13 protein-coding genes are annotated in these 13,093 nt (G+C 56.2%); 6 read left to right on the top strand and 7 right to left on the bottom strand.

Annotated elements, in window-relative coordinates:
- Positions 1 to 34 precede the first annotated feature (34 nt).
- The 3 genes from ACHUEV_RS16620 to ACHUEV_RS16610 form a co-directional block, all read right to left on the bottom strand.
- Positions 35 to 718 (bottom strand): helix-turn-helix transcriptional regulator, encoded by a 684-nt coding sequence (locus ACHUEV_RS16620; RefSeq protein WP_394181863.1) that lies wholly within the window; start codon positions 716 to 718, stop codon positions 35 to 37.
- Complete coding sequence (locus ACHUEV_RS16615) at positions 718 to 1,080, bottom strand: VOC family protein (protein ID WP_394181861.1); 363 nt, start codon at positions 1,078 to 1,080, stop codon at positions 718 to 720. The genes ACHUEV_RS16620 and ACHUEV_RS16615 overlap by 1 nt, the downstream gene beginning before the upstream one ends.
- Positions 1,081 to 1,172: 92 nt before the next feature.
- Complete coding sequence (locus ACHUEV_RS16610) at positions 1,173 to 1,922, bottom strand: hydroxypyruvate isomerase family protein (protein WP_394181859.1); 750 nt, start codon at positions 1,920 to 1,922, stop codon at positions 1,173 to 1,175.
- A 143-nt stretch (positions 1,923 to 2,065) separates the two neighbouring features.
- On the opposite strand from ACHUEV_RS16610, the gene tmpT reads away from it, so the two are divergent.
- A complete protein-coding gene (tmpT, locus tag ACHUEV_RS16605) occupies positions 2,066 to 2,704 on the top strand; it encodes a thiopurine S-methyltransferase (RefSeq protein ID WP_394181857.1) in 639 nt (212 codons plus the stop codon).
- Here tmpT and ACHUEV_RS16600 read toward each other — a convergent pair.
- Positions 2,701 to 3,276 carry a DUF1285 domain-containing protein gene (locus ACHUEV_RS16600; RefSeq protein WP_394181855.1) on the bottom strand — a complete coding sequence of 192 codons (576 nt, stop codon included), beginning with the start codon at positions 3,274 to 3,276 and terminating at the stop codon, positions 2,701 to 2,703. The two genes, tmpT and ACHUEV_RS16600, sit on opposite strands and share 4 nt — an antisense overlap.
- Before the next feature lie 70 nt (positions 3,277 to 3,346).
- Between ACHUEV_RS16600 and ACHUEV_RS16595 the strand changes: the two genes are divergently transcribed.
- From ACHUEV_RS16595 to ACHUEV_RS16580, 4 genes are read left to right on the top strand one after another with little or no spacing between them, the layout of a single operon-like run.
- The gene (locus ACHUEV_RS16595) at positions 3,347 to 4,351 is read left to right on the top strand and encodes an AAA family ATPase (protein ID WP_394181853.1); all 1,005 of its coding nucleotides are present in this window, start codon (positions 3,347 to 3,349) and stop codon (positions 4,349 to 4,351) included.
- The gene (locus ACHUEV_RS16590) at positions 4,348 to 5,217 is read left to right on the top strand and encodes a DUF58 domain-containing protein (protein ID WP_394181851.1); all 870 of its coding nucleotides are present in this window, start codon (positions 4,348 to 4,350) and stop codon (positions 5,215 to 5,217) included. The genes ACHUEV_RS16595 and ACHUEV_RS16590 overlap by 4 nt, the downstream gene beginning before the upstream one ends.
- Positions 5,217 to 7,970 carry a DUF4159 domain-containing protein gene (locus ACHUEV_RS16585; RefSeq protein ID WP_394181988.1) on the top strand — a complete coding sequence of 918 codons (2,754 nt, stop codon included), beginning with the start codon at positions 5,217 to 5,219 and terminating at the stop codon, positions 7,968 to 7,970. The genes ACHUEV_RS16590 and ACHUEV_RS16585 overlap by 1 nt, the downstream gene beginning before the upstream one ends.
- A complete protein-coding gene (locus tag ACHUEV_RS16580; protein WP_394181849.1) occupies positions 7,967 to 10,033 on the top strand; it encodes a hypothetical protein in 2,067 nt (688 codons plus the stop codon). The genes ACHUEV_RS16585 and ACHUEV_RS16580 overlap by 4 nt, the downstream gene beginning before the upstream one ends.
- Positions 10,034 to 10,048: 15 nt before the next feature.
- Here ACHUEV_RS16580 and ACHUEV_RS16575 read toward each other — a convergent pair whose 3' ends face one another.
- The 3 genes from ACHUEV_RS16575 to ACHUEV_RS16565 all read right to left on the bottom strand — a co-directional run bounded on the left by ACHUEV_RS16575 (position 10,049) and on the right by ACHUEV_RS16565 (position 11,561).
- Positions 10,049 to 10,429, bottom strand: a complete 381-nt coding sequence (locus ACHUEV_RS16575; RefSeq protein ID WP_394181847.1) for a hypothetical protein — start codon at positions 10,427 to 10,429, stop codon at positions 10,049 to 10,051.
- 98 nt (positions 10,430 to 10,527) lie between these two features.
- Positions 10,528 to 10,866 (bottom strand): hypothetical protein, encoded by a 339-nt coding sequence (locus ACHUEV_RS16570; RefSeq protein WP_394181845.1) that lies wholly within the window; start codon positions 10,864 to 10,866, stop codon positions 10,528 to 10,530.
- Positions 10,863 to 11,561 (bottom strand): DUF599 domain-containing protein, encoded by a 699-nt coding sequence (locus tag ACHUEV_RS16565; protein WP_394181843.1) that lies wholly within the window; start codon positions 11,559 to 11,561, stop codon positions 10,863 to 10,865. Before ACHUEV_RS16565 ends, ACHUEV_RS16570 begins: the two co-directional genes overlap by 4 nt.
- An 82-nt stretch (positions 11,562 to 11,643) precedes the next feature.
- Here ACHUEV_RS16565 and ACHUEV_RS16560 point away from each other — a divergent pair, with 82 nt between their 5' ends.
- Positions 11,644 to 13,077, top strand: coding sequence for an FAD-linked oxidase C-terminal domain-containing protein (locus ACHUEV_RS16560; protein ID WP_394181841.1), 1,434 nt, complete (start codon positions 11,644 to 11,646; stop codon positions 13,075 to 13,077).
- The last annotated feature ends 16 nt before the right edge of the window (positions 13,078 to 13,093 follow it).

The following is a 13,093-nucleotide window of genomic DNA, read 5'->3' as shown; positions in this document are numbered from 1 at the left end:
CAGGGCGGGTCAGCGTACCTGCCCTATTATGAACCTAACGCATATAGGCCTTCGCATCCATAAAGTGCTGTAGCGTCTGGTCTTTTTGTGGGCGGAACTTACCTGCTTCTGTAAGCTGGCCGATCCGATCCAATCGGAACATTCGAAAATCATTTCGTAATTCGCACCAGCAAACGGCAGTCCAGACTTTACCCCAGAACCAAACGCCAAGCGGGCGCACGATCCGCTGGCTTTCGTTACCTTTCTCATCTTCATAGGTAATATCGAACCGGATCAGATCTTCGGCTGCAGCTTCGAACTGGTCGATATAATCCCGCCAAGTGCCGCCGTGCCAAGGCATTGTCACAGCATGCACGTTGACTTGGCCGACCTTTTGCCGGGCGTCATCGGGTAGAACAGTGTCGATCTTGACCAGCGCCTCTTGAGCGGCAGCGGCCATTTTTGTCCCGCCCCAGCTTTGCAAAATCCGAGCGCCTGCAACCAGTGCGACGATCTCTTCTTGGGTGAACATCAGCGGCGGCAAGTCATAGCCATCACGCATGAGGTACCCAACACCTGCCTCACCATCAATGGGCACACCCGACCCGATCAAATGCGCGATATCGCGGTAAATCGTGCGCGGTGTGACCTCTAGCTTTTCGGCCAACTGCGCGGCCGTAATGAGCCGACCGCCCCTAAGATACTGAAGTATCTGGAAAAGACGGTCGGCCCGGCGCATTAGGACGCGGCCTCGAATATACCCAGTGAGTTGCCGTCCAAATCTTTGGCGTAAGCAAAGCGCCCCGGTGGGATCGTAATGATTGGGCTTACGATCTCGCCACCTGCGGCTTCGCAACGCTTCATCGTGGCCTCCAATCCGTCCGGTACATATAGGTGAATGGTATTCCCACCATCTGCCGCCGGTTTTCCGGGGTACAGATGCCCGCCGATTGCATTTCCGGTTGCACCGAACATCGCCATCGGGTTGGGGCCGGAGTTATCGATTGTCATACCAAAGTCAAAGACGTCATTATAAAACGCGACCGACTTTTCCATGTCGGTCACGGGGATTTCTGTCCATGCTACTGCGTGTTTGGTCATCTCTCATCTCCAATGTTTGAGGTTGATGACAGTAGTTAACCATACCCCTACTGACAGCGTTGTGTCAGCAGTGTTTCAGTAGGGCCGATATTTTAGGAAATCCATGCAAGCCCGTCTTGTGTCGTCTTGGATGGCCCGTATTCGCCGCTGACCCATCCTTTGTAGCCGTCGGCATCTAGCTGGGCAAAAAACGCAGGATAGTCGATCTCACCTTTATCAGGCTCAGTTCTATCTGGCGTTTGGGCGACTTGCACGTGAACCGTATGTTCACGCATGCGGTCCCAAGCCGCCATTACATCGCCGGTGATCTTGGCAGCATGATACGCGTCAAATTGCAGGCGCAGATTGGGTGCATCGACAGTTTTTATAGTCTCGGCCGCGAGATCGAAATCATTCATAAAGTAGCCCGGCATGTCGCCGTGATTGATCGGTTCAATTGTCAAACTTTGCTTTGGGGCTTGGGCTGCGGCCCATCGCAGGTTTTCGATGTAGACCTTTTTGGCGTGATGGCCTTGGGCCTGACCCGACATGATATGCAGGTGTTCCGCGCCAAGGGTTTTGGCGTATCTGACCGCACGGTTGAAGTCGCGCTGAAACCGATCTTGAAGGTCCGGCACAGCCGCCCAGCCCGGTTCGCCACCTGCATAATTCGGCGGCGGGCAGTTTATCGAAACCATTTTCAAGTCATGCCTTGAGAGCTGGTTCACCACATCTTGGGCATTCACGTCATAGGGAAACTGTACTTCAACGCCGTCAAACCCTGCTTCTTTGGCAGCGGCAAAGCGTTCAAGAAGCGGCAATTCAGTAAACAGCCATGTCAGGTTTGCACAGAATTTCGTCATGTGTTTTTGCCCCTTAAGACCCATTGCGCAGGAATATGGCGCAGTGTTAGCAAAACAGCCGACGCCTCACCATATCTTGCCTTGCATCGCGATACGGCATGGCCAGTATGCACCAAGGTTACAGACACCGAGAAAGGGTCGGTATGGAACATGATTTTTGGCATGCGCGCTGGGAAGGGAATAGAATTGCCTTCCATGAAGGGTCCGAAAACGCGCTGATAAGTGCACATTTTTCAAAACTGCAACTCGCGCCTCGTAGCAAAATTTTCGTCCCCTTATGTGGCAAAACGCGCGATATCGCTTGGCTACTGTCACAAGGTCACAGCGTTATCGGCGCGGAATTAAGTGAACTCGCTATCAGTCAGCTATTTAGTGAACTTGGTGTCAGCCCCAAGATCACCGATCTGGCCGACCACAAACACTACCATGCGCCGCACCTGGATATCTATGTCGGGGATATCTTTGCGCTTACGAGCGAAATGATTGGCCCGGTTGAGGCGATCATCGACCGCGCTGCGCTTGTCGCACTGCCAAGCGACATGCGCGGGGACTATGCGGCCCAGCTAACAAGCTTAACAGCTAAAGCGCCCCAATTACTTGTGACCTACGAATACGATCAGTCAGCCGCGAAGGGGCCGCCATTTTCTGTCTCTGCGAATGAAGTGCGTTCACTGTACGAAAACGACTACGCCATTGCTCTGCTAAAGACGGTTTCCGTCGAAGGTGGGCTACGCGGCACAACACCCGCGACTGAGACTATCTGGCAGCTAACACCGTTTTAATCCAAATCGCTTGCCGGAATGATCGGAAAGAACACGCCACCCGATCGCACACCAAACCATTCATCACCGTCATGGGTGGCTTTCTCACCAATCTCGACCAGACGGTAAAATGACTTTCGATCAATCAACGCCTCAAGGTTTGCACGGATGTGAACGTATGGGCTGGGTTCGCCTGTGTCAGCATCACGTACTACCCGGATTGGATGGTCTGGGCCTGCTTTCACACTGTCCCCAACATTCGTTTGGAACACCAGTACGCCATCAACCACGTCGAAATCGACGGCAACAAAAGGTGCGTCATCGACCGTAATTCCGACCTTTTCAACCGGAGTAACCAGTACATAGTCGTCGCCGTCTTTGCGTAGAATCGTCGAAAACAGGCGCACCAGCTCGGGGCGACCAATGGGCGTGCCCATGTAAAACCACGTCCCATCCCGCGCGATCCGCATGTCGATATGCCCGCAATGCGGCGGATTCCACAGATGAACCGGGGGTAAACCGCCTTTTTGAGCGGCTCGCGCGCTTTTCGCGATGCTTTCGGCCGATGGGGTCACAATCTTTTGTGTGCTCATTGATTTTGCCATTGGGGTTCGTTCGAATATCTGTTGGTATAGACAGATATAGTTCAACCGGAGGAAAGTCATGGCCGATCTCGCCGATCTTGTCGCCCAAATTGAAAGTCTGGGCGCAAAGCTGCAAGACGCACGCAGCAGTATCGCCGCGCGCTTCATTGGCCAACCCCGTGTTGTTGATCTGACTTTGACCTCGCTTATCTGCGGGGGCCACGCTGTTTTGATCGGCCTGCCCGGCCTTGGCAAAACGCGTCTTGTCGACACGCTATCGACGGTGATGGGCCTTAACGGGAACCGCATTCAATTCACACCCGATCTGATGCCCGCCGATATTCTGGGGTCTGAGGTTCTGGAAACTGCAGAAGGTGGCGCACGCAACTTTCGCTTTATCGAGGGGCCGATTTTCTGCCAGCTGTTGATGGCCGACGAAATCAACCGTGCGTCCCCCCGGACGCAATCCGCGCTACTGCAGGCGATGCAGGAAAAAGAAGTCACCATCGCGGGTGAACACCGCCCGCTGGGTGAACCGTTCCATGTGCTTGCGACGCAAAACCCGATTGAACAAGAAGGCACCTACCCTCTGCCCGAAGCGCAGCTTGACCGCTTCCTTGTCCAAATCGACGTGCCTTATCCAGACCGCCAAACAGAGCGCGATATTCTGATCGCAACGACTGGCGTAGCCGAGGCAGAAGCGACACCAGTGTTCACAGCCCAAGAGCTGCTTGATGCCCAAGCCCTGCTGCGCCGTATGCCTGTAGGCGACAATATCGTCGAAATGATCCTTGATCTTGTCCGCGCCTGTCGTCCTGATGAGGATGCACCAGATATTATCCGCCAGAATGTCAGCTGGGGCCCAGGCCCGCGTGCCGCGCAGGCGCTGATGCTGACCGTACGTGCCCAAGCATTGCTTGATGGGCGGCTTGCCCCATCGGCCGAAGATGTCCGCGCAATGGCTGTTCCGGTTCTTGAACACCGCATGGCGCTATCCTTTGCTGCCCGCGCCCGTGGCGAAAGCATTGCCGAAATTATCAATACCGTTGCGGCCCAAGTGACCGAGGTCGCAACCGCCGCATGACTGCACCGCTGAACCTCCGCGCCGACGCCGAAAGCTTGGCCGCGCCGCTGCCCGCGCTTTTGGCCGAGGCAGAACATCTGGCCACAACCGTATTGTTGGGTGACCACGGGCGGCGGCGCGCGGGTGTGGGGGACACATTTTGGCAATACCGCCCCGCGCAACCAACCGACGCTGCACGTAGCATCGATTGGCGGCGGTCGGCCCGATCCGACTCTAATTTCGTTCAGGACAAAGAATGGCAGATCGCGCAGTCGATCTTGCTATGGGTCGATCAAGCGGCATCAATGGGCTTCCAGTCCGGCGATCTACCCACCAAAGGCAACCGCGCCCGCATGCTGGGGCTAGCAACTGCGATTTTGCTTATTCGTGGCGGCGAACGGGTCGGTCTAACTGGGTTACGCCTGCCACCGCGTCGCGGTGAAGCCCAGATCATGCAAATGGCGCAGATCCTTTCAGAGGACAGTGACCATGATTACGGCGCGCCCGAGACCCAAGGCATGCTACCGCATTCGCGCGCACTATTTATCAGCGACTTTCTAGGGGACATCGCACCAGTAGAAGAAGCCCTGCTGCGCGCTGCCGACCGTGGCGTGCGCGGTGCGCTTTTGCAGGTCCTTGATCCGCAAGAAGAAGACTTCCCCTTTGACGGGCGCACGATCTTCACCTCGATGACTGGCGCGTTGGAACATGAAACGCTCAAAGCCGGTGATCTAAAACAGCGTTACCTCGACCGATTGGCCGAGCGTAAAGACAGCCTGACGCATTTGGCCCGGACCACAGGTTGGCAATTCCAGACCCATCATACGGGACAGCCGGCAACGACTGCCCTTCTCTGGCTTTACGGCGCATTGGAACGGCGGACATGATGTGGACACTAGGCCCGATAGGTTTCACCGCGCCTTGGCTTCTTGTTGCTTTGGCGGCGCTGCCCATCCTATGGGTTCTGCTACGCGCCGTACCACCTGCGCCAATCCGGCGGCGTTTTCCCGGCGTTGCATTGCTGCTTGGGCTTGCAGACGAAGACAGCCAGTCCGACCGCACACCTTGGTGGTTGCTTTTGCTTCGGCTGTTGGCTGTGGCTGCCGTGATTATCGGTTTTGCCGGACCAGTACTGAACCCGCAGGCCGCACGCGATGGTAAAGGGGATTTAGTCATTGCATTGGATGGTACATGGGCTGGGGCAGCGAATTGGCAGGCCCGCATGGATCGTGTGAACGCGCTACTGACCGAGGCAGCGCTTGCCGATCGCCGCGTTGCCGTTGTTTCCTTGACGGACCTTCCGAGTGACACGCTCCCATTTACTGCCCCAAACGAATGGCAAAACCGTTTGCCAAATCTGCAACCAAAGCCTTGGCAACCGCTGGACGCAGCAGATTATTTCAGCGCGCAACAAGGCAGCTTTGAAACCTATTGGCTGTCTGATGGCGTTGATTTTGAAGGGCGCGACGCATTGCTTGAAGCCCTTGAGGGCGCAGGTTCTGTAACCGCTTTCCAAACGCCGCAACTGACAATAGGGGTGCGCCCCGCGCGGTTCGAAGATGGCCAAGTCATCGTATCAGCAACCCGCACGCCAGTCGGTGCCGCCTATGAAACTCAAATCACTGCAGTCGGCCTAGATCCTGCTGGCGTTGAACGCCAGCTTGCCACCGTTCCGCTGGCATTTGAAGCGGGTGACGCAGATGCTGAGACAGCAATGGTATTACCACCAGAGCTTCGCAACCGGATCACACGGTTTGAGATCACTGGAAACCGATCTGCCGGGGCAGTCAGCCTGACGGATGATGCGCTGAAGCGTCGCGAGGTTGCTTTGATCGCAGGAAGCGACAGCCGTGAAGGTCTAGAATTGCTTTCGCCGCTCTACTACCTGCGCGAGGCCTTAGAACCGACTGCCGATCTTATTGATGGCACCCTGTCTGATATCTTGCTCGCCAATCCAGATGTGATCGTCTTGGCAGATGTCGCGACGCTAAGTGAAACTGAAACAGACGCTGTCCACGATTGGGTCGAAAACGGTGGCATGCTGCTGCGTTTTGCAGGGCCACGGCTGGCGGCAAGTGACCTTGGTCGCAGTCAAGAAGACCCACTTTTACCCGTTCGCTTACGCAGTGGTGGCCGCACCGTCGGCGGCGCGATGAGCTGGGGCGAGCCCAAGACGCTGGCTCCGTTTGAAAACGACAGCCCCTTCTTTGGCCTTCCGATCCCCGAAGACGTAAACGTCACCAGCCAAGTGATGGCGCAGCCCGATCCCACGCTAGCAGATCGCGTCATCGCGCAACTGGCCGATGGGACGCCGCTGGTCACACGCAAAATCACAGGCGAAGGACAGGTCGTATTGGTCCACGTCACCGCAAACGCGGAATGGTCCTCGCTGCCACTGTCAGGACTTTTTGTACAGATGCTTGAACGACTGGCAGTCTCGACCCGCCCCGCGACACCCGACGCGACAGAACTTGCTGGCACGACATGGTTGCCTAATAAAGTTCTGGACGCATACGGCAGACTTGAAGACGGCAAGCACCTACCCGGCGTCGCCGGTGAGGTGCTTGCCACTGCTGCACCTGGTCCGTTGCTTCAACCTGGTCTTTACGCGGGTAACGACCGACAGCTCGCTGTTAATGTGATTGGGTCCGAGACCGTCTTATCCGTTGCAAACTGGCCTGCCCGCATCGCGGTCGAAGGTATGGCCACACTGCGTGAAACCGCATTAAAGGGCTGGCTGCTTAGCGCTGCAATCATGCTGTTATTAATTGATGTCATTGCATCGCTTGCCGTTGGCGGGCGTCTGCGCGGCCCAAGAGCCGACGTTGCTGCATTGCTTGCGCTCATGATGTTCAGTGCGCCCGATGCACAGGCACAAACTGACGACGCCTTCGCGCTTCGCGCCACGTCGCAAGTCGTGCTGGGCCATGTGATAACCGGCAATGCCCAAGCCGATGAAATCGCCGAAGCGGGCTTATTGGGGCTATCGCAAACCCTATTCCGCCGTACGTCGATCGAGCCGTCAGCGCCTATCGGTGTCGACTTAGAGACCGATGAGCTCGCGTTCTTTCCGTTTCTCTATTGGCCAATCACCGCAGATCAACCACTGCCGTCACATGATGCATACGCTAAATTAAACCGCTATCTGCGTGCAGGTGGCATGATCATGTTTGATACGCGTGACGCTGACACCGCGCGATTTGGATCGGGATCACCCGAAGGTCGCAAGCTGCAAGCCATTGCGCGATCGCTTGATATTCCTGCGCTTGAACCTGTGCCGTCAGACCATGTGCTGACGCGTACTTTCTATCTTTTGCAGGATTTTCCCGGCCGTTATGCGAGCCGCGACGTATGGGTCGAAGCGGCCCCCATTGGCGCGACCCAAGTCGAAGGCATGCCATTCCGCAATCTGAATGATGGGGTGACACCTGTTATCATTGGGGGCAACAATTGGGCTGCCGCTTGGGCGGTGAACCCGAATGGTTCTCCCATGCTGCCCGTTGGGCGCGGAATGGCTGGTGAACGCCAACGCGAGATCGCACTGCGCTTTGGCGTGAATGTCATCATGCACGTGCTTACTGGGAACTATAAATCAGACCAAGTCCATGTACCGGACCTGCTGGATAGGTTGGGACAATGACCGAGACTTTGATTTTTGATCCGCTGATCCCATTGCCAATGCTTCTTGGCGTAGCGGCAATGGTTGTGATCGCCTTTGCATTTGCGCTTTGGCGCCGCCTGCCCGGCAGTTGGCTGCGCGGGGCGGCGGGCCTTGCGTTGCTTGCCGCGATCGCAGGTCCGTCTTTACAACAAGAAGACCGCGCGCCGCTGTCGGACATTGTCTTGCTTGTAGTTGACGAAAGCGCCAGCCAAAAGATCGCTGACCGGGTCGACCAGAACGAAGCCGCAATTGCGAATGTCGAGGCAGAGCTTGCAAGGCATCCAAACGCTGAGCTGCGGATCGTGCGGTTAGCCGATGGAGACGGCGACAGCGGCACCGCCCTTATGACCGCAACATCCGAGGCGCTGTCCGAGGAACCGCAAGGCCGGATCGCCGGTGTAATTCTACTTAGTGACGGGCGGCTTCACGACATCGAACGCGCACCGCGCCTGCCCGCCCCGATGCATTTGATGCTAACCGGCCAACCGGACGATTGGGATCGACGGCTTGTTGTGTCGCACGCCCCCGCCTTTGCCATACTGGGCGAACAAGTCACCTTGACCCTGCGAGTAGACGACCAAGGTGCTGTCCCGACAACTGATGCGGTTGTGCTATCAATTGCAGTGGACGGTGACACGCCAATCAGCCTGCCGATCCCCATTGGCCAAGACATCGAGATCCCAATTGAACTGCCCCATGGCGGCATGAACGTCCTACAGTTTTCGATCCCAGAGGCTGATGGCGAACTCACTGCGCGTAACAACACTGCCGTCGTACAAATCAACGGTGTACGTGATCGTTTGCGTGTTTTGCTTGTTTCGGGTGAACCGCATGCAGGAGAACGGACTTGGCGGAACCTTTTGAAATCTGACCAAACCGTCGACCTCGTTCACTTTACCATTCTGCGCCCACCCGAAAAGCAGGACGGCGTACCGGTCAACGAATTATCTCTGATCGCGTTTCCGACACGTGAATTGTTCTTGGACAAAATCCATGACTTTGACCTGATCATCTTTGACCGCTATCGCCGCCGCGGAATTTTGCCCGCCAGCTATTTCGACAACATCCGTCAGTATGTTGAACAAGGCGGCGCAGTGCTGGTGTCATCTGGGCCTGAATACGGCGCAGCAGAAAGCATCTATCGGTCTCCGCTCGGGCAAATCCTGCCCGGTGCACCGACTGCACGCGTATTTGAAGAAGGGTTCGTGCCTCAGATCACCGACATCGGACAGCGCCACCCGGTGACCGAAGGGCTGGAAGAATTCTCACCCAATCTGGAGGGCGAAGGTCCCGGTTGGGGGCGCTGGTTCCGGCTGGTTGACGTTCTTGTTCCAACAGAGGCCACGACGGTCATGTCCGGCTTAGACAACCGTCCGCTGCTGACACTGAACCGCATCGGAGAAGGGCGCGTTTCGCTGATAGCCTCGGATCATAGCTGGCTATGGGATCGCGGTTTCGAAGGTGGCGGACCACAATTGGAACTCCTGCGTCGCCTTGCCCACTGGATGATGAAAGAACCCGAGCTTGAGGAAGAGGCGCTTTGGGCTGAACCAAGCGGTCAGACCATGCGCATCATTCGCCGCACACTGAGCGAGGAAACTGGTGACGTGACGGTTACCCATCCCGATGGGACTGAAACTGTCCTCACTCTCGAAGAGGTTTCACCCGGACGGTATGAAACGCTATGGAATGGTCCAGAGATCGGGTTGTACCGTTTGGGTGACGGAACAGAGACATCCGTCATCGCGCTTGGCCCCGCTGCACCCCGCGAGTTTGAACAGACCATCGCGACTGGCGAAACCTTGGAGCCTCTTGTTGAAGGTACAGGTGGTGGCATCATGCCGATATCGGACGGCGACATCAGCATACGTACGGTCCGTGCGGGTCGCCCTGCAAACGGACGCGGCTGGATCGGGATTACACCGCGCGGCGCATACCAAACGGCTGATATCAGGATCACGCCAATACTGCCCTCATGGGCATGGCTGCTTCTGGCATCAGTGCTGATTATAGGTGCATGGCTGCGCGAGGGGCGGCGTTAGGTTCGGTCCCGCGCACTAGCAGACAGGGTTCCACTTGCAGTACCAGCGTGTTTCTTCAGCTGGCAATACTGCAGGTTCAACCACGGGTTCCTCTTTACGCAACCAGTCAAACCAGCCACGCTCTTCGGGTTCAGGTGGCGGAGCTTCAGGCGTACTATTAAACGGCCAGAAGTCGAACCAACTACTGAACCATCCAGTAATACTGTCGACGATGTATGTCGCGACGACCAGTACAACGACCCCCAATATAATATAGAAGATCACTCGGCCGAACGATTTACCGCCTTCTCGGGCAGCATTGAACGTAAAGAGTTTCAACGAACGGCTTACAACTTCGCTCCATGGCTTCTTCGAAACACAGTCATCGTCCTGCACCTCATCTCTCATATCCGACATACTTGTACCCTATGTTCGCCCTCGTAGAAGCGTTGATACAATATCGCTGTATCCTTTAAACCGGAAAATTCGCGTAATGCGAGAGTGTCTCCAATACGCTACCGTGCCAGGGTGACTTCGAACAGCTCATCCGACCAACCATCAACGTTGCAGCGCGTGCGGATGAATATGGATGTCGCGCCTTCGGGAATAACAATCCCGGATTGTGATCGCGTGAAGGGTTGTTCATTTTCGTGCGGATGAAACAATTCACGAAACCCTAACCGTTTCCCATCTGCGTCAAGGACTTCCCAACCATCGGCATAATGGTCCCAACCCGTATCGGGATGCAGCACTGTCACATCAACTCTATCGCCAGTTACCGTGACGTTCTGCACTTGGGGTGCATCTGCCAAAGCGGTTGTCGCAGCGAGAATGGGGATCAGTGCATATTTCATATCTTTTCGTTTAGCAGAATACTGCGTGGAATCGATGCAAATTCTCGTGTCCAGACGATCCAGACCGCAACGACAGTTGCGATGATCAATGCAACCGAACCCAATAGCCACGCTAACGCGGCGAGCGAAAAATACATCGCGCGTAGCCCACGGTTAAAGTTTACAGCAGCACGAATATTTAATTCAGCTGCCTGCGCGGCACGTGGAAATGCGACCGGGTCTTTGGGGTCGTTCGGGACCGCGGCCATAACCACAGCACAATATCCAAACACGCGGTTCGCCCAGACGAATTTCAAAAACGCGTTGGCAAGGAACAGCACGGCAAGGCCCAGCTTTAGCTGCCAGACGACCACCGGGACCGGCATATCCGTGACCTCAAGCGCCACACCGCTTAGGGGATCAGTATTCCCGATCAACGCAAGAACACCACCCATCGCCAATAGGCAGGTAGAGGCAAAAAACGATGTGCTTTGCCGCAGGCTGCTTAGGATTTGGCTATCGAATAGGCGCGGGGATCGTTCGACAAACACCTTCATCCAAGTCCGCCGATGTTCCGACATCAACACCGTCACGGATGGTCGCTTGCTTCCAGAGTGGTCGATGAGCGAACCAATCCCATACCACGCAACAATAATTAGCGCCGCAGCGCACCAGTCCCAAAGGGTCAAAAGGCTAAGGTGTTCAATCAGTGTCATATTTCAATATGTAGCCAGTCGGCTTACCACTTGCTATACGTAAAAATTGGTAATATATTTTTACCAATGATGGAGGCCACCCATGGAAATGCCAGCACCAAACGCCAGCGTCCTGTCCCGAAAAGACCAGATTGTCAGCCGTTTACGGGCTGTATTACCCGATAATGCGGTCATTTCTGACGAGGCCGAGACCCGCGCGTATGAATGCGACGCCCTGACCGCATACCGCTGTCCGCCGCTCTGTGCTGTGCTGCCATCCAACACCCAAGAAGTCGCCGCAGTCTTGAAAATCTGCCATGAGATGGGCGTACCTGTGGTCCCGCGTGGGTCCGGCACATCGCTGGCTGGCGGGGCGCTGCCCACTGCCGATTCAGTGATCCTTGGCGTGGCCAAGATGAGCGCTGTGATCGAAACCAACTATCCGGATCGCTATATCAAGGTCCAAACAGGTCGCACCAATCTGTCGGTTACTGGTGCGGTCGAAACCGATGGTTTTTTCTACGCGCCCGATCCGTCAAGCCAGTTGGCCTGTGCCATTGCGGGTAACATCGCGATGAATTCAGGCGGCGCGCATTGCTTGAAATACGGGGTGACAACGAACAATTTGCTGGGTGTCACCATGGTCATGATGGACGGTACGATTGTCGAAATTGGTGGCGCGCATCTGGATGCAGGCGGGTTGGACCTGCTGGGGGTGATCTGCGGCTCCGAAGGCCAGCTTGGCGTCGTGACCGAAGCAACCCTGCGCATCCTGCCCAAGCCCGAAGGCGCACGCCCGGTTCTGATGGGATACGACAGTAACGAAGTCGCGGGTCAGGTCGTTACCGACATCATCAAGGCTGGCGTTCTGCCCGTCGCGATCGAATTCATGGACCGTCCCTGCATTGAAGCTACAGAAGCCTTTGCCAAGGCAGGCTATCCCATGTGCGAAGCATTGCTGATCGTCGAGGTCGAGGGATCAGACGCAGAGATTGACGCGCAACTGGCCCTGATCATGGAGATCGCGGCAAAACATAACCCGGTAGAGTTGCGTGAGGCCAAGTCGGCGGACGAGGCCGCCCGCATTTGGCTGGGCCGCAAGTCCGCGTTCGGCGCGATGGGCCAGATCAACGACTACATGTGTTTGGACGGCACCATCCCCGTGTCACAACTGCCCTATGTGCTGCGCCGCATTGGCGAGATGTCCGCTGAATACGGGCTGGGTGTCGGCAATGTGTTCCACGCGGGCGACGGAAACATGCATCCCCTGATCCTGTTTGACGCCAACAAGCCCGGCGATCTGGAACTCTGCGAGGCCTTTGGTGCCGATATCCTTAAACTATGTGTCGAGGTCGGCGGCTGCCTGACGGGCGAACATGGCGTGGGCATCGAAAAGCGAGACTTGATGACGGTGCAATATGACCCCGCCGATCTAGAGGCACAAATGGCGATCAAAGACGTGTTTGATCCGGCTTGGCTGCTGAATGCCGCCAAAGTCTTTCCGCTTGCCAGTTCCGAAGCCCGGCGCGCTGCCTAACAATTTCGAAAGACCT

Source organism: Yoonia maritima (assembly GCF_043641945.1).
Lineage (GTDB): Bacteria > Pseudomonadota > Alphaproteobacteria > Rhodobacterales > Rhodobacteraceae > Yoonia > Yoonia maritima_B.
The sequence above is the reverse complement of the archived record's forward strand: the minus strand, read 5'-3'. Positions and strand labels throughout refer to the sequence as shown.

Coding starts and splice junctions, on each gene's coding strand:
- ACHUEV_RS16610 (WP_394181859.1), bottom strand. CDS start 1,922: ATGACGAAATTCTGTGCAAACCTGACATGGCTGTTTACTGAATTGCCG.
- ACHUEV_RS16595 (WP_394181853.1), top strand. CDS start 3,347: ATGGCCGATCTCGCCGATCTTGTCGCCCAAATTGAAAGTCTGGGCGCA.
- tmpT (WP_394181857.1), top strand. CDS start 2,066: ATGGAACATGATTTTTGGCATGCGCGCTGGGAAGGGAATAGAATTGCC.
- ACHUEV_RS16570 (WP_394181845.1), bottom strand. CDS start 10,866: ATGAAATATGCACTGATCCCCATTCTCGCTGCGACAACCGCTTTGGCA.
- ACHUEV_RS16600 (WP_394181855.1), bottom strand. CDS start 3,276: ATGAGCACACAAAAGATTGTGACCCCATCGGCCGAAAGCATCGCGAAA.
- ACHUEV_RS16620 (WP_394181863.1), bottom strand. CDS start 718: ATGCGCCGGGCCGACCGTCTTTTCCAGATACTTCAGTATCTTAGGGGC.
- ACHUEV_RS16615 (WP_394181861.1), bottom strand. CDS start 1,080: ATGACCAAACACGCAGTAGCATGGACAGAAATCCCCGTGACCGACATG.
- ACHUEV_RS16565 (WP_394181843.1), bottom strand. CDS start 11,561: ATGACACTGATTGAACACCTTAGCCTTTTGACCCTTTGGGACTGGTGC.
- ACHUEV_RS16590 (WP_394181851.1), top strand. CDS start 4,348: ATGACTGCACCGCTGAACCTCCGCGCCGACGCCGAAAGCTTGGCCGCG.
- ACHUEV_RS16575 (WP_394181847.1), bottom strand. CDS start 10,429: ATGTCGGATATGAGAGATGAGGTGCAGGACGATGACTGTGTTTCGAAG.
- ACHUEV_RS16585 (WP_394181988.1), top strand. CDS start 5,217: ATGTGGACACTAGGCCCGATAGGTTTCACCGCGCCTTGGCTTCTTGTT.
- ACHUEV_RS16580 (WP_394181849.1), top strand. CDS start 7,967: ATGACCGAGACTTTGATTTTTGATCCGCTGATCCCATTGCCAATGCTT.
- ACHUEV_RS16560 (WP_394181841.1), top strand. CDS start 11,644: ATGGAAATGCCAGCACCAAACGCCAGCGTCCTGTCCCGAAAAGACCAG.